The sequence below is a fragment of the Pseudomonas persica genome, assembly GCF_900291015.1.
Classification (GTDB): Bacteria; Pseudomonadota; Gammaproteobacteria; order Pseudomonadales; family Pseudomonadaceae; genus Aquipseudomonas.
Genome location: NZ_OLKL01000003.1, coordinates 190,368 through 209,361 on the forward strand (window position 1 = coordinate 190,368; position 18,994 = coordinate 209,361).

At 63.6% G+C, this 18,994-nt stretch carries 16 protein-coding genes; 7 read left to right on the top strand and 9 right to left on the bottom strand.

The genetic code is table 11. The features are described 5' to 3' along the window. Window positions 1-123: 123 nt before the first annotated feature. Window positions 124-1,728 (top strand): EAL domain-containing protein, encoded by a 1,605-nt coding sequence (locus FQ664_RS00945; RefSeq protein WP_144170052.1) that lies wholly within the window; start codon window positions 124-126, stop codon window positions 1,726-1,728. Window positions 1,729-1,856: 128 nt separating this feature from the next. Here FQ664_RS00945 and FQ664_RS00950 read toward each other — a convergent pair whose 3' ends face one another. Both FQ664_RS00950 and algB read right to left on the bottom strand, forming a co-directional pair. Continuing rightward, on the bottom strand, window positions 1,857-3,638 hold the full coding sequence (locus FQ664_RS00950; protein WP_144170053.1) for a KinB sensor domain-containing domain: 1,782 nt from the start codon (window positions 3,636-3,638) through the stop codon (window positions 1,857-1,859). Further along, window positions 3,635-4,981 (bottom strand): sigma-54-dependent response regulator transcription factor AlgB, encoded by a 1,347-nt coding sequence (gene algB / locus FQ664_RS00955; RefSeq protein ID WP_144170054.1) that lies wholly within the window; start codon window positions 4,979-4,981, stop codon window positions 3,635-3,637. The genes FQ664_RS00950 and algB overlap by 4 nt, the downstream gene beginning before the upstream one ends. Before the next feature lie 214 nt (window positions 4,982-5,195). Here algB and FQ664_RS00960 point away from each other — a divergent pair, with 214 nt between their 5' ends. The 6 genes from FQ664_RS00960 (at window position 5,196) to FQ664_RS00990 (ending at window position 10,697) form a co-directional block, all read left to right on the top strand. Next, entirely contained in the window at window positions 5,196-6,017 is an 822-nt protein-coding gene (locus FQ664_RS00960; protein WP_144170055.1) for a BON domain-containing protein, read from the top strand. Between the two features lie 174 nt (window positions 6,018-6,191). Then, window positions 6,192-6,482, top strand: coding sequence for a hypothetical protein (locus tag FQ664_RS00965; protein WP_144170056.1), 291 nt, complete (start codon window positions 6,192-6,194; stop codon window positions 6,480-6,482). Window positions 6,483-6,523: 41 nt separating this feature from the next. Then, window positions 6,524-6,685 carry a DUF1328 domain-containing protein gene (locus FQ664_RS00970; RefSeq protein WP_003252966.1) on the top strand — a complete coding sequence of 54 codons (162 nt, stop codon included), beginning with the start codon at window positions 6,524-6,526 and terminating at the stop codon, window positions 6,683-6,685. 2 nt (window positions 6,686-6,687) lie between these two features. Further along, the gene (locus tag FQ664_RS00975) at window positions 6,688-7,158 is read left to right on the top strand and encodes an inhibitor of vertebrate lysozyme family protein (protein WP_144170057.1); all 471 of its coding nucleotides are present in this window, start codon (window positions 6,688-6,690) and stop codon (window positions 7,156-7,158) included. A gap of 733 nt (window positions 7,159-7,891) precedes the next feature. Beyond that, window positions 7,892-9,220 (top strand): glutamate/aspartate:proton symporter GltP, encoded by a 1,329-nt coding sequence (gene gltP, locus FQ664_RS00980; RefSeq protein ID WP_144170058.1) that lies wholly within the window; start codon window positions 7,892-7,894, stop codon window positions 9,218-9,220. Window positions 9,221-9,467: 247 nt separating this feature from the next. After that, the gene (locus FQ664_RS00990) at window positions 9,468-10,697 is read left to right on the top strand and encodes a nucleoside recognition domain-containing protein (RefSeq protein WP_144170060.1); all 1,230 of its coding nucleotides are present in this window, start codon (window positions 9,468-9,470) and stop codon (window positions 10,695-10,697) included. Window positions 10,698-10,824: 127 nt separating this feature from the next. Here FQ664_RS00990 and FQ664_RS00995 read toward each other — a convergent pair whose 3' ends face one another. From FQ664_RS00995 to FQ664_RS01025, 7 genes are all read right to left on the bottom strand, one after another. Then, the gene (locus tag FQ664_RS00995; protein ID WP_144170061.1) at window positions 10,825-11,451 is read right to left on the bottom strand and encodes an ABC-type transport auxiliary lipoprotein family protein; all 627 of its coding nucleotides are present in this window, start codon (window positions 11,449-11,451) and stop codon (window positions 10,825-10,827) included. Further along, window positions 11,448-12,386, bottom strand: coding sequence for an MlaD family protein (locus FQ664_RS01000; RefSeq protein WP_144170062.1), 939 nt, complete (start codon window positions 12,384-12,386; stop codon window positions 11,448-11,450). The genes FQ664_RS00995 and FQ664_RS01000 overlap by 4 nt, the downstream gene beginning before the upstream one ends. Window positions 12,387-12,389: 3 nt before the next feature. Next, on the bottom strand, window positions 12,390-13,181 hold the full coding sequence (locus tag FQ664_RS01005; RefSeq protein ID WP_144170063.1) for an ABC transporter ATP-binding protein: 792 nt from the start codon (window positions 13,179-13,181) through the stop codon (window positions 12,390-12,392). Beyond that, a complete protein-coding gene (locus FQ664_RS01010) occupies window positions 13,178-14,311 on the bottom strand; it encodes an ABC transporter permease (RefSeq protein WP_144170064.1) in 1,134 nt (377 codons plus the stop codon). Before FQ664_RS01010 ends, FQ664_RS01005 begins: the two co-directional genes overlap by 4 nt. Before the next feature lie 93 nt (window positions 14,312-14,404). Next, window positions 14,405-15,427 carry a DUF5924 family protein gene (locus tag FQ664_RS01015; protein WP_144170065.1) on the bottom strand — a complete coding sequence of 341 codons (1,023 nt, stop codon included), beginning with the start codon at window positions 15,425-15,427 and terminating at the stop codon, window positions 14,405-14,407. Window positions 15,428-15,588: 161 nt separating this feature from the next. Beyond that, window positions 15,589-16,989: a M16 family metallopeptidase gene (locus FQ664_RS01020; RefSeq protein WP_144170066.1), complete on the bottom strand. Its 1,401-nt coding sequence runs from the start codon at window positions 16,987-16,989 to the stop codon at window positions 15,589-15,591. Window positions 16,990-17,019: 30 nt separating this feature from the next. Beyond that, window positions 17,020-18,678, bottom strand: a complete 1,659-nt coding sequence (locus tag FQ664_RS01025) for a Na/Pi cotransporter family protein (protein ID WP_144170067.1) — start codon at window positions 18,676-18,678, stop codon at window positions 17,020-17,022. Window positions 18,679-18,994: the final 316 nt, after the last annotated feature.

An 18,994-nucleotide genomic window follows, 5' to 3' on the forward strand; every position in this document is an offset into this window, starting at 1 on the left:
TGTTGGATTCTGAGCAAGACAGTTGCCCCTGCAAGGGCCGGCGAAGGCTGCTGCGAAGCGCCAAACGGCGAAGGTGATTCCTGATTCAGTTGCTATACCTTAGTTATCAACTGGATGCCTTCGATGTCAGCCCTCATCGCGTTGCTGCGCCAAATTTTTTACCGTCCCTGGATGCTCGCCACATTGGCAGCACTGGCCAGCGCGGCACTGTTGCTATCCGCCAGCATCGGCATTGCCCTGCAACAGATGAAGCAAAGCGAAAGTGCACAGATGAACGCCCAGGGCGAGCGCTTTCTCGAACGCCTCGAGCAGGTGTTCGGCCAGTTGCGCGAAGGGGTCGACCTGTTGCAGGCGCAGCCCTTGCGCGGCTGCAGCCCGGCGATGCTGACGGCATTGCAGCAGGTAGGCCTGAGTTCACGCTTCATTTATGAAGCAGCCTACGTGGATGGTGATGTTGTCTGTTCCAACCGCGGTGATGAGCGGGCGTTCGAACCCTTGCGGGTCCCCGACATTCAGGGTCCGACCTACAGCTACTGGCTGAACACCACAACCGAGCCGAACGAGAACCTGGCCGCGCTGATGCTGGGCCGGGGCAAGTTCGTGGTCTCCACCTCCCGTGGGCACCTGACCGATGTGGTCGACCTGCCCCCGGGCGGCAGCCTGGTGGTGGTGCTGGACAACGGCACCCGGGCCATCCCCGTACTGGGCCCGCCGCAGGTATGGCCGCCGCCCTCGGCCTGGTCGACAAGCCACAAGTCGCTGCTCGAACTCAGCGACCGCCTGATCTACCGCATGCCGACCAAGTCACCGGACTACCAGTTGGTGCTGATTGCCCCGCGGGCGAGCCTGCCGTTGAGGATGAACGGCATGCTCTGGCTGCTGTTCCCCGGCAGTGTGCTGGCGGCCTGTTGCATCGGCTGGCTGGTACTGCAGCTGATCCTGCAGCGGCGGTCGATGAGCTCCGAGTTGCAGAATGCCTTGCGCCGTGGCGAGCTGCAGGTGCTCTACCAGCCGATCTTCGAACTCGACAGCCGGCGCTGTGTGGGGGCTGAGGCCCTGGTGCGCTGGCGCCGCCCGGACGGCACCCTGACCAGCCCGGACCTGTTCATTCCGTTGGCGGAAAACACCGGGCAGATTCGCCAGATCACTGACTTTGTCCTGCAGCGTTTGCTGGAACAGCTAGGGCAACTGCTGCGCTCACACCCCAACTTGTACATTTCGGTGAACCTGGCAGCCTGCGATGTGATGGTGCCGCGCATTGGCCGGGTGGCGGCGCGCTTGCTGGCCTTGCACCGGGTGTCGGCCAGCCAGATTGCCTTCGAAGTGACCGAACGCGGCCTGATCGACGTGGTGGTGGCCCGCGACAACCTGCAGGCGCTGCGCGCGGTGGGGCATCAGGTGCTGATCGACGACTTCGGTACGGGTTATTGCAGCCTGGCCTACCTGCAGACCCTGCCGGTGGATTGCCTGAAGATCGACAAGGCCTTTATCGACGCCCTGGGGCATGACGCCGCCAGCAGCGGTGTTGCCCCGCATATCATCCGCATGGCTCATGACTTGCACCTGCGGGTGATTGCCGAAGGCATCGAGTGTGAAGATCAGGCGGTGCTGCTGAACAGCGAAGGGGTCAATTATGGCCAGGGCTGGCTGTTTGCCCGGCCACTGAATGCCCGGCAGTTTGCCGAACTGGTTACCCGCGGACGGCTGCCGCGGCGGGTTGAGCATTGAGTGCGGTACCTGTGGGAGATCACCCAGCCCTTTGGGCTGCGCTCCCACAGAGGCCCTGCTAATTCAATGAGTAATGTGCAGTTCTATGGGCGCTGGCTTGCCGGCGATGAGGTCGGGACAGGCAACATTCAGACCGGCAGCGCCATGTAGAACTGGGTCCCCTGCCCCGGTCGGGAAAACACGCCCATGCGCCCGCCATGCAGCTGTACGATCTCTTTGCACAACGCCAGCCCCAGCCCCGCGCCGCCTTTCTTGCGCCCTACCTGCACGAAGGGCTCGAAGATGCGCCCCTGCTGCCCGTAGGCAATGCCCTCGCCGTTGTCCTCGACACTGATGATCACCCGCTCCGCATGCCGTCGTGCATGCAGGCGGATACGCCCGCCACTGGCGGTATGGCGGATGGCGTTATGCACCAGGTTGTCCAGCACCCGGTCGAGCTGGGCGACGTCGGCCTGGATACGCGGTAGCGGCGGCTCCAGCTCCGTGATCAACTCGATCTGCTTGTGCGCCACTGGCTCGGCAAAGCGCCGTTGTACACGCTCCAGCAGCTCGTCGATGGCGCAGGGGGCCAGGTCGAGCTTCTGCATCCCGCTCTGGTAGCGGCTGAAGTTGAGCAGGTCGTTGATCAACTGTGTCAGGCGCTGCATTTCCTCGCCGATGGTTTCCAGCAGGTCATGCTCGCGCGCCTCGGGCGGGAACGTGAGCCGCTCGCGCAACAGACCGAAGGCCATGTGCATGCCGGTCACCGGGGTGCGCAGCTCGTGGGAGGCGCGCAGCACGAACTCGCTGCGCACGCGTTCGAAGGCTCGCTGCTCGGTTACATCGTGCAGCACCATCACCGCACCGAGGATCGGCCCTTGCGGGTGGCTGACCGGGGTCAGGCTGTAGGCGAGCAGGCGCGTTTCGTCATCGACCTCGATGCTCAGGTCGTCCGGCTGGCGGTCGAGGTTGCCGCCGCGCAGTACCTGGCGTAGCTGTTGTTCCAGCTCCGGGCGCTGCAGGGCTTCGGCCAGGCTGCTGCCCACACGGCTGTCGGTCCAGCCCAGCTGGCGCTGCGCCACCGGGTTGAGGTGCTCCAGTCGGCCCTGGCGATCGATGATCAGCAGGCCATCGTCAATGCTGTCCAGTACGGCCTGCAAGCGTTGCTGGCCGGCCAGCAGTTCATCGACGTTGGTGGCCTGGTGCTTGCGCAAGGCATCGGCCATCAGGCCGAAGCGACGGGTCAGCTGGTTCAGTTCGGTGGCCTGGGTGACCGGCAGGGTGACGTCGAAATTGCCCTTGCCGAGTTGGTCGGCGGCTTTGGCCAAGGCTTCGATCGGCTGGCCGAAGCGCCGGGCGATGTTGTGTGCGGTAATGAAGCCCAGCACCAGCACCACCAGGCCCATCAGGCCAAGTACGCCGCTGACCAGCAGGGCGTGGTCGCGGGTGTGCTCCTCGCTGCGGGTGATGTATTCCAGGGCCTGCTTGTGGGAATCGATCAGGTCGGTGCGGACCTGGTTGAACGCCGCGCCCAATGGTTGCTCAACGCCCATGCTGCGGGCGGGCGCCGGGCTGTCGCGGTAGGCCTGGAGGAACGCCTGGTAGTTGCTGCTGGCTTTGCTGAAGCCAGTGCGCTCGCCGTCTTGTTCCAGCCCTTGGTTGAGCAGGGTCTGGAAGTTGTCCTGCAGCAGCCGCAGGTTCTCCGGGGCGGTCTGGTCATCGAGGATCAGGGTCAACTGTTCGCCAAGGTTCTGGCGCAGCTTCAACCCTACTTCCAGGGCGTGGGTGGTATCGCGGACCAGTCGCTGTTGCACTGTGGCCATCTGCAGCACGCTGACCAGGCCCAGCAGCAGCCCGAGCAGGGCCACGGTGATCAGCGCCGAAATGCTGAGGAACAGCCGCGTGCGCAGCTTCATGGGTGGCCACCTCATAGATTGTACTGCTTGCGTTTGCGGTACAGGGTGGAGGCATCGATCCCCAGGGTCTTGGCCGCCTGGTCCAGGGTGTCGCTGGCGGCAAGCACCGCGCCGATGTGGGCGCGCTCCAGCTCATCCAGGCTCAGCGCGGCGCCTACGCGCGGGGCATTGCCTGCGGGCTGCTCGCCCATGCCCAGGTGGCTGATTTCCACGCGTTCCTGCGGGCAGATGATGCTGGCCCGCTCCACCACGTTGCGCAGTTCACGAATGTTGCCAGGCCAGCGGTAGTTGAGCAGGGCGGTGCGGGCTTCGTCACTGAAACCACGGGCAGGACGGGAGTATTCCTTGACGAAGCGGGCGAGAAAGCGGTCGGCCAGGGTCAGGATGTCTTCACTGCGCTCGCGCAGGGGCGGCAGGTGCAGGGTGATGACGTTCAGGCGATACAGCAGGTCTTCGCGGAAGCGGCTTTCGCGCACCATCTCTTCGAGGTTGAGGTTGGTGGCGGCGAGGATACGCACATCGGCGCGGCGGGTGACCGGGTCGCCGACGCGCTCGTATTCCTTGTCCTGGATGAAACGCAACAGTTTGGGTTGCAAGGTCAGTGGGAAATCGCCGATTTCGTCGAGGAACAGCGTGCCCCCGTCAGCCTGGTTGACTCGCCCCAGGGTGCTTTCGCTGGCACCGGTGAAGGCGCCGCGGGTGTGGCCGAACAACTCGCTTTCCATCAACTCGGCGTTCAGCGACGGGCAGTTGATGGTCACGCAGGCTTTGCGCGCGCGCTTGCTCCAGCCATGGATGGCCCGGGCCAGCTCACCTTTACCGGTGCCCGATTCGCCAAGGATGAGGATGTTGGCATCGGTGGTGGCGACCTGGCGGGCGGTTTCCAGTACCGCCATCATGGCCGGGCTGTGCGAGTCGAGGCCGTCCTTGGGCTTGCGCACTTCACCTTCCAGGGCCTCCAGGCGTGCGGACAGCTGGCGCACTTCCAGCTGCTTGGCGGTAGCCAGGCGCAGCTGGTCGGGGCTGCACGGCTTGACCAGGTAATCGGCGGCGCCGGCCTGGATCGCGTCCACCGCGGTGTCGATCGCCGAGTGCGCGGTGACGATTACCACCCGCATCCAGGGCGCCTGGATGCGCATCTGCGCCAGCACATCGAGGCCGTTGTCTTCGCCCAGGCGCAAATCGAGGAAGCACAGGTCGAATACCTGGCGCTGCAGCAGGGCTTCGGCCTGTGCGGCGCTATTGGCGGTGGCCACGCTATAGCCCTCGTCCTCCAGGCAATAGCGGAAGGTGCGCAGGATCGCGGACTCGTCATCCACAAGCAGAATGCGGCCTTGGTTGTCCTGGGCTGGCTCCATGTGCTGCGCTCCTTGAGGGGTAGATCTTCATTTAGTGTGGGGAAAATCGGGCAAGTTGCATGGTCCATTGTGAAGGAACCTGTCCTTTGCATGCTAGCCAATGGCCAATCAACGCCTGGAGGCCGCGATATCCAAGTGATTTCCTTAGAGGTCCACGGTGGCACATTGGTTGCGAGGATTTTTAGCTTTTGCTCTGCAAAAAGGAGGCACTGCCATGTCCTTTTCCATTCGCACCGCCGTGTTGGCAGCCACCCTGCTGCCGATATTCACCCCGGCATTCGCCGGTCCGGTGCAGGACGCCCGCCTGGAGGGGGCCCTGCAAACTGCCCTGTCGCTGAACCGCATGCTCGACCCGTTCCGTATCCAGGTCGAGGTGGATGGCAAGCAGGCGCGGCTTTCCGGAGAGGTGGAGAATGACGTCGAGCGCCAACTGGCCGAGCATGTGGCCTTGGCTACCCGTGGCATCGAGCAAGTCGACAACCAGCTGCGGGTCAATGCCCAGCTGGTGGAGCGCCCGCTGGCGCTGCGTGCCTACGCCCAGCGCCTGGAGGATGCCACCCTGGCCGCGGTGATCCGTGCACGCCTGCTATGGAGCCGCACCACCGAGAAGGCGCCTATAGATGTACAGAGCAGCGAAGGTGTGGTGACCCTGCGCGGCAAGGTCGACAGTGCCGAGGCCAAGGAGCTGGCCGGCGTGGTGGCGCGTACCACCGAGGGCGTGCACCTGGTCAACAACCTGGTCAGCCTCGATACCGCCGCCATGGCCAAGGCCCGGGAGGTCCCGGTGGGGGCTCCGACCGGACCGCAGCCGAGCGACAGCTGGATCATCGACAAGATCCACAACAGCTACCGCTTCAGCCGCAACCTCGATGGCCTGAACCTGAAAGTAGCCAGCGAAGAGGGTTTGGTACGGCTTTCGGGCGAGGTGGTCAGCAGCGAGCAGAAAACCATTGCCGTGGAGATCGCCCGGCAGATCATCGGCGTGCGCGGGGTGGATGCCGACCTGCTCAAGGTGTCGACCAAGGTCGAGGGCTGATCGTGCAATTCGCACGATGGCCAGGGCGGCATCGTGCAGGATACATCTTTGCCGATTTTGCGTTTTTTTCGTAACTATTTGATTAATAAGGGATTTATATGGCGTGAAAGGCTGGCATGCAGGCTGCAATTACCTGTTCAGGTTTGAACAAGAATTACAGCAGGAGGAGCCGGCATGAACCGCCAATCCGTCAACCGCTTGCAGTACGCCGCACTGCCCGTGCGCCAGATGCTGTCCCTCGGCCTGGCGCTGCTGCTGACCTTGGCCGCTGGCCTCTTCTATTACAGCTGGCAAACCGCGCGTCTGGCCGAGCAAGTGGCGGCGCAGACCGCCCTGTTGACGCAGCTTCAGGCAAGCCGTGGCAACACCCTGGTCAAGGCCGCCGACCCGCTGCCAACCGGCCAGGCCACTGCCTCACCGGCCACCCTGGTAAATGTCGTACCCCAGGACCGCTGGGTGTTCTGACCGCCAGCCGGACCGATTTCGAAAAAGAAAGGAGAACCATCATGCTGAGTTGGGCTATCACTTTCCTCATCATCGCCATTGTCGCCGCCGTACTGGGCTTCGGTGGTATCGCGGGCGCTGCCACGGGTATCGCGAAGATTCTGTTCATTGTCTTCCTGGTGCTGTTCGTAGCCTCTTTCTTCTTTGGACGTGGACGAGGTTGAAGATGGGCAGGAAGCGTTGGACAGCCTTGGCTGCCGCCCTGGTACTGGGGGGCAGCGCGGCGGCGATGGCGGCCAATGACGGCCAGGTCCGGGTCGACCAGCTACTCGGCTCGGACCCGGAGTACCGGGAAACCTGGCAGGACACGATCAAAGGCGAGGAGCGCCTGCCCGATTGGGTGGTCAATCTGACCGGTAGTGCCCAGCAGCAGATGTCTGCCGTTACTGAAGACGGCGACCAGTACCTGGTCGGCCCGTTGTGCGAAGGCCAGGACAACTGCACCTACAAGCGCCTGATCGTGGCGTTCAGCTGGGACAAGGACGATGCTTACGGGATGCTCGTGGAGGTACCCGAAGGTTTGCCGAACGACAAGTCGCCCACCCGCCACGCGCAGTACCGCTGGCTGGGTGACCCGGACGACGGCATGAAGGCGATGCTGCAGGAGCAGCTGAAGCGTGACCCGAACTGGTACTGAGCGGTACGGATGAAAGGTCATGCACTGTCACGTAATAGAAGCTGAACCTCTTTATATTTCAGGCTTCTATGATGCGCCGCCCCGAGGAGGGGCGGCACATGACCAAGGGGCCGGGCTGTTCTGATTGTTGCAGGATCGGAGTGGCCTAGGGGTACAGGGAGTGCCTCCAGCAATGGGCCGGGTCAGGAAAGGCGGAATCGGAAGTTTCAGGTCGGCGGTGTCGTAGGGGCACTGACCAGACCTGGCTTCCGAGGAGCCATGTAGGAAACGTCTCTTCCCTGCGCGATTTCCTCCTCAGGACACATTTTGTCTCGACCGTACATCAAATTTTTTCGACCAACCCGGCGGTTGTTCAAGTGGCATTTCAGCCATTCGGATTGTCGAACAAGCCATCTTCCTCGTCCTTTTCGCCCTGCCAAATCTGCCTAAATATGGCGGTTTGGTCTTGTTCGGGATTCCGAACATTGTAAATCAAGCACTTGCGAACCTCCCGTTGTGGTCAGAAATGTTATGCATAATCGGCATGGGTCATACGTTTCAGGCATTAGATTTCCCCCTTTGCCATCGCAATAGTTGCCGCCTTTTTCGCTGGTCCGAGCGCCCTGTCGCTCGCCTGCGGTGTCCTTACATGAAGTCGCCGGACGGAAGCATCTGCTGCCCGTGACCTTGCCAACGGCTCTGTTACGCGCGTTTCCGTTGGGTGGCCATGACCACTAGAACAAAGGGTAAAGACATGAAGAAGGCAAAACTGAGCCTCGCCTGGCAGATCGTCATCGGTCTGGTCCTGGGTGTTGCAATCGGCGCTCTACTGAATCATTTCAGTGCAGAAAAGGCATGGTGGATCAGCAACGTCCTCCAGCCCGCTGGTGACATCTTCATTCGCCTGATCAAGATGATCGTCGTCCCGATCGTGATTTCGTCGCTGATCGTGGGTATCGCCGGGGTTGGCGACGCGAAGAAACTGGGCAGCATCGGCCTGAAGACCATCATCTACTTCGAAGTGGTCACCACCATCGCCATCGTCGTTGGCCTGGTGTTGGCCAACCTGTTCCACCCGGGCGCCGGCATCGACATGAGCACCCTGGGTACCGTGGACATCTCCAAGTACCAGGCCACCGCGGCCGAAGTGCAGCATGAGCACGCGTTCATCGAAACCCTGCTGAACCTGATCCCGTCGAACATTTTCGCAGCGCTGATGCGTGGCGAAATGCTGCCGATCATCTTCTTCTCGGTGATGTTCGGCCTGGGCCTGTCGAGCCTGCAGGCAGAGCTGCGCGACCCGCTGGTGCGTACCTTCCAGGCGGTTTCCGAGACCATGTTCAAAGTCACCCACATGATCATGAACTACGCCCCGATCGGCGTGTTCGCCCTGATCGCCGTGACCGTCGCCAACTTCGGTTTCAGCTCGCTGCTGCCGCTGGCCAAGCTGGTGCTGCTGGTGTACTTCGCCATCGCCTTCTTCGCCTTCATGGTGCTGGGCCTGGTTGCCCGCCTGTTCGGCTTCTCGGTGATCAAGATCATGCGCATCATGAAAGATGAGCTGATCCTCGCCTACTCCACCTCCAGCTCCGAGACCGTGCTGCCGCGCGTGATCGAGAAGATGGAGAAGTACGGTGCACCGAAATCGATCTGCTCGTTCGTGGTCCCGACCGGCTACTCGTTCAACCTCGACGGTTCGACCCTGTATCAGAGCATCGCGGCCATCTTCATTGCCCAGCTGTACGGTATCGACCTGTCGTGGAGCCAGCAGCTGCTGCTGGTGCTGACCCTGATGGTCACTTCCAAAGGCATCGCTGGCGTACCGGGTGTTTCCTTCGTGGTGCTGTTGGCCACCCTGGGCAGCGTGGGTATCCCGCTGGAAGGCCTGGCCTTCATCGCCGGTGTCGACCGCATCATGGACATGGCTCGTACCGCCTTGAACGTGGTGGGCAACGCCCTGGCAGCCTTGGTCATCGCCCGCTGGGAGGGTATGTACGACGCCGCCAAGGGCGAGAAGTACTACGCCTCGCTGATGGCCGGCAAACAGGAAGCGGCCATGGTTGGCGAAACCGCCAAGCGCTGAACCTGACCGCTGCATGACGAAGAGCCCCGACTTGTCGGGGCTTTTTGTTGCCTGTGAGATCTTGGGGCCGAGCAGTGGCCATTGTGGAAGCGGGTTTACCCGCGAATCAGGCAACACGGTGTATGGCACCGGCTTTGCCGGTGTTCGCGGGTAAACCCGCTCCCACAGGGGCCTGTGTGCGGCTGCGGTCTCCAGCCATACGCCCCGATACGCTATCATTCGGGCATTTTTCAGGGGGAATACACGGATGCTCAACGGCCTTTGGCTCGGCTTTTTCCTGGTGGCGGCAGTGTCCGCCCTGGCCCAATGGCTGGTAGGCGGCAACGCCGGCATCTTCGCGGCGATGGTCGAGAGCATCTTCGCCATGGCCAAGCTGTCGGTCGAGGTGATGGTGCTGCTGTTCGGCACCCTGACCCTGTGGCTGGGCTTTCTCAAGATCGCCGAGAAGGCTGGCATCGTCGAGTGGCTGGCCAAGGTGCTGGGCCCGCTGTTCGCCCGGCTGATGCCGGAAGTGCCGCCCGGCCACCCGGCCCTGGGCCTGATCACCATGAACTTCGCCGCCAACGGCCTGGGCCTGGACAACGCCGCCACGCCGATCGGCCTGAAGGCCATGCGTGCGCTGCAGGAGCTGAACCCCGGCAGCACCACGGCGAGCAATGCGCAGATTCTGTTCCTGGTGCTCAATGCTTCGTCGCTGACCCTGCTGCCGGTGACCATCTTCATGTACCGGGCTCAGCAAGGTGCGCCGGACCCGACCATGGTGTTCCTGCCCATCCTGCTGGCCACCAGCGTCTCGACCCTGGTCGGCCTGCTGTCGGTGGCGGTGATGCAGCGCCTGCGCCTGTGGGACCCGGTGGTGCTCGCCTACCTGATTCCCGGTGCCTTGCTGCTGGGCGCCTTCATGGCCTTCCTCGGCACCCTGTCGGCGGCCGCGCTGGCCAGCCTGTCGTCGATCCTGGGCAACCTCACGTTGTTTGGCGTGATCATCCTGTTCCTGGTGATCGGCGCCTTGAAGCGGGTGAAGGTGTATGAAGCCTTTGTCGAAGGCGCCAAGGAAGGCTTCGACGTGGCCAAGGGCCTGTTGCCTTACCTGGTGGCGATGCTGGTGGCGGTGGGGGTGCTGCGGGCTTCAGGCGCCCTGGAGCTGGCCCTGGACGGTATCCGCCATGCGGTGACCTGGCTGGGCCTGGATACCCGTTTCGTCGAGGGCCTGCCCACGGCGCTGGTCAAGCCGTTCTCCGGCAGCGCGGCGCGGGCGATGCTGATCGAGACCATGCAGACCCACGGCGTAGACAGCTTCCCGGCGCTGGTGGCGGCGACGATTCAGGGGAGTACCGAAACTACCTTCTATGTGTTGGCGGTGTACTTTGGTGCGGTAGGGATCCAGCGCGTGCGCCATGCTGTCGGTTGCGCATTGCTGGCGGAGTTCTCCGGTGTGGTCGCGGCAATCTTCGTCTGCTACTGGTTCTTCGCCTGACCTTTTGGGGCCGCTTTGCGGCCCATCGCCGGCAAGCCAGCTCCCACCTCGATCGTGCTGCATTCAAGGCCTGTGCAGTACCTGTGGGAGCTGGCTTGCCGGCGATGAGGCCCTGACAGAGCCTGGCTCAACGAACTGATGGTGGTTGGGTACTACCCGCCTGGGCAATGGTCCAGCCCACCACTTGCCCGGTCAGCTGGTCGCAGGCCTTCCCGAAGCCGGCAACCACCGCTGACACCTGCTTGTCGGCCAGCGGCTGGCGGATTTCAAAGCGTTTGCTAGCCAGAATGCGCTGGTTACGGCCTTGGACCAGGCGTGCGTCATAGCGGATCACCACCTCCACCGCCCCGCCCTCGCGGTATTCGGTCTGGAACGCCTGCAGCTCGCCAGCCAACTCGTAGTCGGCCTGCAGGTTGCTGTCGTCGGCGCTCAGGCGCTGTACCTGGCCGTCACGCTGGAAACCGTCGAGCAGGCGGTTGCGCAGCAGCACTGGCACCGCATCGCTCCAGCGCGCGCCCTTGTAGCTGCTGACCACATTGCCCTGGGGAATTACGGCAATCCGTGGCCCGGCCAGCACTTCGCTGGCCAGCGGCTTGTTCAGGCGCAATGACCAGTCCAGCGCCGCTGCCGTGCGGCTGGGCTGGTTCACTGGCAGGCGATAGAGGTCGACGGGTTCGCTCTGCGGCAGGATCGAGCAGGCACTGGCCAGGCTCAGTGCGGCCGCCAGGGCCAGCAGGCGCAGCGACGGTTTCATGGCTGGAACTCCTTGTTGTTGTCGCGGCCGAGCAGGTAGCCGCTGGGGTCGGCTTCCAGTTGCCGGGAAATGCCTTTGAGTGCGTTGAGGGTTTCGCGCAGTTCGCGAATCGCCGGGGTCAGCTGGTTCAGGCCCTGGGCACCGTCGCCGATGGCTTCGTGGTTGTCCTCGAGCAGGCGGTTGATGGTGGCGGTGCTCTCGGCCAGCGACTGCATGGCCTGCTCGGCGCTACCGATCGCTTGTTTGCCCTCGCTGCCCAGCAGGCCGTTGGCGTTGCGCATCAGTGCCTGGGTTTCGGCCAGGGTGGCGCTGGCCTGCTTGCCCACTTGCACCAGTTGTTCGATGGCCTGGGCGATGCTGCCGTGCTGGCCGGCGAAAGCGCCGGTGGTCTTGTCGAGGTTGGCCAGGGTGCTGCTGAGGTGGCCGATGTTGTCTTCGGAGAACATCTGGTTGGCGTTGTGCAGCAGCAGGTTGATGTTGGTTACCAGGTCGCTGCTGTCATTGAGCAGGCGCGAAATTGGCGAGGGCGAGGCGATGATCACCGGCAGTTTGCCGTCCTTGCCTTTCAGCTCTGGGCTTTGCGGGGTACCGCCGCTGAGCTGGATGAACGAGTTGCCGGTCACGCCGGCCAGGGTCAGCTTGGCCTGGGTGTCTTCCTTCACCGGGGTGTCGGCACTCAGGCGCACCCGTGCCAGTACCCGGCGCGGGTCCTTCGGGTCCAGGCGCAGGGTGGACACGTCGCCCACCTTGATGCCGTTGTACTGCACCGGGCTGCCGCGGGACAGGCCGGAGACGGCCTCGTTGAACACTACTTCGTAATCCTTGAAGGCATCGTCGACACTGGACTTGGCCAGCCACAGGCCGAACAGCATGGCACCGGCCACCACCAGGACGGTGACCAGGCCGATAAGGACGTGATGGGCTCGGGTTTCCATTGTTCAGCGCTCCTGCCCGGCACGGGTGGCGGCCTGCTCGGCTGCGCGCCCGCGTGGGCCATGAAAGTATTCCTGAATCCAGGTGTCGTTGGTCTGCTCGACTGCGGCCAGCGGGCCGGCCACCAGGACCTTCTTCTGCGACAGCACGGCGATGCGGTCGGTGATGGTGTACAGGGTGTCAAGGTCGTGGGTGATGAGGAACACCGACAAGCCCAGGGCGTCACGCAGGGTCAGGATCAACTGGTCGAAGGCGGCGGCGCCAATCGGGTCCAGGCCGGCGGTGGGTTCGTCGAGGAACAGGATATCAGGGTCCAGTGCCAGGGCCCGGGCCAGCGCGGCGCGCTTGATCATGCCCCCCGACAGCGAGGCCGGGTACTTGTCGGCGGCCGACATCGGCAGCCCGGCCAGGGCCAGCTTCACCCCGGCCAGGTGCTCGGCATCGGCGCGGGACAACCCGGCGTGCTCGATCAGCGGCAACGCCACGTTTTCGGTGACGGTCAGCGAAGAGAACAGCGCGCCCTTCTGGAACAGCACGCCGAAGCGCCGCTCGACCAGTGAGCGCTGCTCTTCGCGCAGGCCGGCCAGGTCCTGGCCGAACACCCTGATCTGCCCTTCGTTGGGCCGCCGCAGGCCGATGATGCTGCGTAACAGCACCGACTTGCCGCTGCCCGACCCGCCGACCACGGCGAGGATCTCGCCGCGGTACAGGTCAAGGTCGAGGTTTTCGTGCACGCTCTGGCGGCCGAAGCGGTTGCAGATGCCGCGGGCCTCGATCACGCTTTCCTGGCCACTCACCAGCCCATCTCCATGAAGAACAGGGCGGCCACCGCGTCCAGCACGATGACCACGAATATCGACTGCACCACCGCCGAAGTGGTGTGTGCGCCAACCGATTCGGCGCTGCCGCTGACCTTGAAGCCTTCCAGGCAGCCGATGGAGGCGATCAGGAAAGCGAAGAACGGTGCCTTGGCCAGGCCGACCAGAAAGTGCTGCACGCCGATGTCGCTTTGCAGCAGCGACAGGAACATGGCTGGCGAGATGTCCAGTGTCAGCGCGCACACCACCGCGCCGCCGACGATGCCGCAGATCATCGCGATGAAGGTCAGCAAGGGTAGCGCAATCAACAGCGCCAGTACTCGCGGCACCACCAGCAGCTCCATGGGGTTCAGGCCCAGGGTGCGGATGGCGTCGATTTCCTCGTTGGCCTTCATCGAGCCGATCTGCGCGGTGAACGCGCTGGCGGTGCGGCCGGCCATGAGGATGGCGGTCAGTAGTACGGCGAACTCGCGCAGGAACGAGAATGCCACCAGGTCGACGGTGAAGATGGTCGCGCCGAAATCGGCCAGCACCGTGGCGCCGAGGAAGGCTACCACCGCGCCCACCAGGAAGGTCAGCAGGGCGACGATGGGGGCGGCGTCCAGGCCGGTCTGTTCGATGTGCGCCACGACCGGGGTGAAGCGCCAGCGATGCGGTTGCAGGGCGCGGCGCAGCAGGGTTTCGAGGATCAGGCCAACGAAGCCGAGCAGTTGCATGGTGTCTTGCCACAAGATGCCGACGGCGCAGCCGATGCGCTCCAGCAGCAACAGCAGCACGTTACGCTCGGGTTCCTTGACCGGGATGCAGTAGTCCTGCACCGAGCAGTAGACGTTCTTGAGCAGTGCGCGGCTGGCTTCGGGCAGGTCGTGGGTGCAGCGCGACAGGCGCTCGGAGCCAAGCAGTTCGGCCAGCAGCGAGGCACCAGCGGTGTCCAGGCGGCCCAGTTGGCTGAGGTCGGCGACGGTATCGGCAGTGTACTGGGCGCGCAGGCGCTCGCTCTCACGCTTGAGGTTGGCGTAGTGCGCCAGGGTCCAGTCACCGGTAATGCGCAGGCAGGCCGGTTGGCTGCTGGTATCCAGGGTGGCGCTGGGGGTGGTCATCGGCTCCATGCTACTGACTCGGCGCTAAGGCTTAGGGGCTGATCATAGCGCAGCGGGCATGGGCTGTTTGGTGATTATGTGCTGTCTGCAGCCCCCTTTCACTCACCCCGCGGGTACATCGTCGACCACCTTGAAGCGCAGCACGCCGATGACCTGCCCATCCTCGGTCAGCACCCTCACCTGCCACTTGCCCACCGGGTTCGGCGGGAAGTTCTGCTTGTGGGTCCAGGCCCGGTAGCCTTCCTTGCGCCCGCCGTGGATGTCCAGGGCAATGCGGTCGACCTCCTGGCCATCCTTTTGCCACACGTGGTAGATCCGCTCGTTCAGGCCGCGTGGCGCGTTGATCGCGGTGTAGGCGTACAGGCCGCTGCTACGGATGCGGCTGGCGGCAATTTCGTCCAGCGAATCGCCCGGCTGGCGGTTCAGCACTTCGGTGCTGACCGCCACCTCGGTCATCCACAAGGTCGCCGGTGGTACCCAGGAGCGCAACAGCCAGCCCCCGCCGCCGACTGCCAGGGTGACCAGCACCAGGGCCACGGCGCGGCGCCAGTTGTTGATCGGGAAGCTGCTGGCCAGGCTGGGGAACGACAGGGCCATGGCCGCGATCAGGGCCAGCTTGAAGCTTTGCGCGGTGGTCAGGTGCAGGATGATCGGCAGCGCGGTCAGCAGGGCGGCGAACAGGGTCAGGGTATGCAGCGCCAGGAACAGCCAGCGCCGCGGTGCCAGCCACTTGTAGTACAGCGGGTCGATGATCGAAATCAGTCCGGCGGCACCGAGCAGGCCGGTGAACACCAGCTGGCCGCTGTTCCAGGTGGTGGTGATGAAGAAGAACGGCAGCACGAAGAACAGCGATTCCTGGTGGATCATCTGCGTTGCGTAGCGCAGCAGCGGTTGCGGGATTTCGCGGTTGAAGGTACGCGCGAACAGGCCGGTGAGGGTGTTTTCCAGCATCAGCCAGAGCCAGCTGACCAGCATGAGCACGGCTACCCAGCTTGCCAGGCCAGCCTGGCGGTCAACCAGGATGAAGCTGCCGATTCCGGAGAGGAAACCGCAGAGCGCGATGATGCCGGGGTAGCGTTTGAGCAGTTCGATGATGCGCTGGACGATATGGGGGATTTGGGGCATTGGGGGCTACAAAAGAAAGGATGGGTGACTGTGCCAGCCTCTTCGCGGGTGAACCCGCTCCCACAGGTACAGTGCAACTTTCAGGAATTGCACTAACCCTGTAGGAGCGGGTTTACCCGCGAAAGGGCCGGTACTGGCAAAAGGATACCGTCGTTTCACCGCTAGCGTGTAGCGCCACTCGGTTTTTCCGGACCATGCCGCCGCCAGCGCAACAGCCCCGCTGCCAGGATCAGCCCCAACAGCAAGGCAACCAGCCCGTAGAGTTCATCATAGCCAAGCAACGGCTTCTCGATACGCACATAGCCATCTTCCTTGAGCAGTTCCTTCAGCGCCTCGTTGGCCTGCGCCAGGCTGACCTGGCGCAGCTTGCGCACCGGGTTGGCAAAGCGCCCGTCGCTATAGTCGTTCAGTGCGCCCCAGTAGTAGTCGGCCAAGGCACTGTTGCCCTGGGTGCTCCAGCTTTCCTTGGCGACGCTGGCGTACTTGATGCGCTCGAAGGTGTCCGGGTCGAGGCCTTCCTTGCGCAGGTGGTCGAACATCGCCTGCATCACCTCGACCGCCTGGTCGATGTCCTCGCGCTCCAGGTCGGCGTTGAGGCTGAGCAGGCCTGTGTCGCCAAAGCTCTCGCGTTTTGCCGAGGGGCCGTAGGACAACCCGTTGCGCAGGCGCAGCTGGTCGTACAGCGCCCAGTCCAGATAGTGCGACAGCAGGTCGAGGGTGGCCTGGTGATCGTTGTCCAGCACCGGTTCGACGAACAGCCAGTGCAGCTTGACGCTGTCACCCAGCCAGCCGCGGGTCAGGTTGCGGCGCTGCTCAGCTTGCTGGCCGATGCTTTCCAGGGTACGGCGTTCCTCCGGCTCGGTGGCGGGCAGTTCGCCAAAAGTGCGCTCCAGGTAGGCCGGCAGCAGGCGGTCGAGGCCGCCGACCACGATCAGGGTCATGTTGTTGGCCGCGTACCAGCGGTCACGCAAGGTGTTCACCTGCTCCAGAGTCATGTCGTCGAGGTTGGAGCGCTCCGGACACTTCAGGCCCAGTTCGGTGGCCAGTTGGTCGCTGGCGGGATGGCCGATGTCCTGACGGTCGAGCCAGCGCTGCAGGTGGCCATAGTGGCCGCCATCCTCGCGCTCGATGATGCGCTTGGCGGTGGCCAGGGCCTTGGCATCGATGCGGGTGTCGTGGATCACCGCCAGCAGCAGGTCGAGGATTTTGCGTTGGTTGCGCGCCGGGGCTTCGATGACGAAGGTGGTGTCGGCGCTGCTGGTGTAGGCGTTCCATTCACCGCCCAGCGATTGCAGACGCTCTTCCAGGCCGCCCTCGCCGGTTTCGTCGATGCCGCTGAACAGCAGGTGTTCGAGCAGGTGCGGCAGCTCTTTCTGCTCGCACTTGAAGTCATCCAGGCCGACGCCGACCACCAGGCGAATCGCCACATGGTCACGTTCATAGCCGTTTTTCAGGATGACCTGCAGGCCATTGGGCAACAGGTAACCTTCGACCCGCGAGCGGTCGAGGGCGAATGAGGGCAGGCTGCAGATCAGCAGGCAAACGAACATCAGGCAACGCATGGGCGAGCTTGGGTCCTCAGGTAGGCGAAATCACGGCAGACGGGCTTCGTCCGGCACGCTGTCGAGCATCAGCCCGCCCGTGTCCGAGCCGCCCAGTACCACATAGGCACTGCTACAGAACAAAGAGTTCAACCGTTTCATGTCGGCGATCAGCTCCAAGTGTAGCGAACTGGTCTCGAGACTTTGCACTACCTTGCGCTGCAGACGGCTGACATGGGCGTGGGCAAGGCGCCGTTCCTGGGCGCGAAAACGGCGTTTTTCCCGCAGCAGCAAGCGGGCGCTTTCCGGGTCGGCACTGAGGAACACCGACAAGCCCAGGCGCAGGTTGGCCAGCAGTTGCTCCTGCAGGCCGGTCAGCTCCTCCAGGCCCACCTGGGAAAATTCCCGGCGCTGGCTGGTTTTCTGCTGCTGGACCTTGCGCAGCATGCGCTCGATCAGGTCGCAGGCCAGCTTGAGGTTGATCGCCAGCTCGATGATTTCTGCCCAGCGGCGGTTGTCCTGTTCGCTGAGGTCTTCACGCGACATCTGCGCCAGGTACAGCTTGATCGCGCTGTACAAGGCTTCGGCGTCCTCGCCCAAAGCGCGGACCTGCTGCGGCAAGGCGGTTTGGGTACCACGCAGGGCACCGAGCATGGCTTCGAGCAGGCTGTCGACGATATCGCCCAGGCGCAGGGTTTCTCGGGATGCATTGGCCAGGGCCAGGCTGGGTGTTTCCAGCGCTGAGGTGTCGAGGTGGCGCGGGCGTATCTGGCCGTTGCCGTTTTCCCGCTCGGGCAGCAGGGCGTTGCACAGCCGGCCCATGGGTTTGACCGTGGGCAGCATGATCAGGCAACGCAGCGTGTTGTAGAGCAGGTGGAAGCCGATGACCAGCTCCTGCGGGCTGAAGCTCAGCGAGTCCATCCAGCCCACCAGCGGGTGCAGCACGGGGATGATCAGCAGCAGGCCGATCAGCTTGTACAGCAGGCTGCCCAGGGCCACCCGGCGCCCGGCGGCGTTTTGCATGCTGGTGCTGATGAAGGCCAGCAGCCCGCTGCCGATGTTGGCGCCGACCACCAGGCCGATGGCCACCGGCAGGCTGATCACTTCGGCACCGGCCAGCGTCGCGGTGAGCAGCACCGCGGCCAGGCTGGAATAGGAAATCATCGCGAACAGTGCGCCGACCAAGGCGTCAAGCATGATGTCGCCGGTTAGCGAGGCAAACAGCACCTTGACACCCTGGGCGTGGGTAATTGGCGTAGCTGCCTGCACGATCAGCTCCAATGCCAGGATGATCAGGCCAAGCCCGATGCCTACCCTGCCCAGCTGGCCGGCCCGCGTCTGCTTGCGCGAGAGGAAGAAGATCACACCCAGGAAGATCAGCAGCGGCGACAGCCAGGACAGGTCCAGGGTCAGCACCCGGGCCATCAGCGCGGTACCCACGTCTGCGCCGAGCATGATCGCCAGGGCCGGGGTCATGGCCATCAGGCCCTGGCCGACGAACGAGGTGACCAGCATGGCGGTGGCGTTACTGCTTTGCACCATGGCCGTGACCAGAATGCCGGCGACGAACGCCAGCGGGCGTTTGCTCATGTTCTGGCTGATGATGCGCCGCAGGCTCGAACCGAATACCCGGAGGATGCCGGTACGCACGATGTGGGTGCCCCAGACCAGAAGCGTAACGGCCGAGAGCAGGTTGAGCAGGGTCAGCATGGCGACGGCCCCCTGTTGCATTGGCCCAGCGGGCCAAGAGACGAAGCGTGAGCGTTTGAGGAATTTTCGGTGCTCACTCAAAGCTTTAGTTGTTTTGCGTAGCTGTCGCCAGCTTCGCATGGCTGCCATTTATTTGAAACACATTGGGAATGAATGATTGCCTGTGCCGGCCTCTTCGCGGGTGAACCCGCTCCCACAGGAGCCACGTAGCCTGTAGGAGCGGGTTCACCCGCGAAGAGGCCGGCACAGGAGAGCCCTGTTTCTGGAGGCCAGGAATGAAAAAGGGCCCAGCGAAGGGCCCTTTCTGTCCTGCACT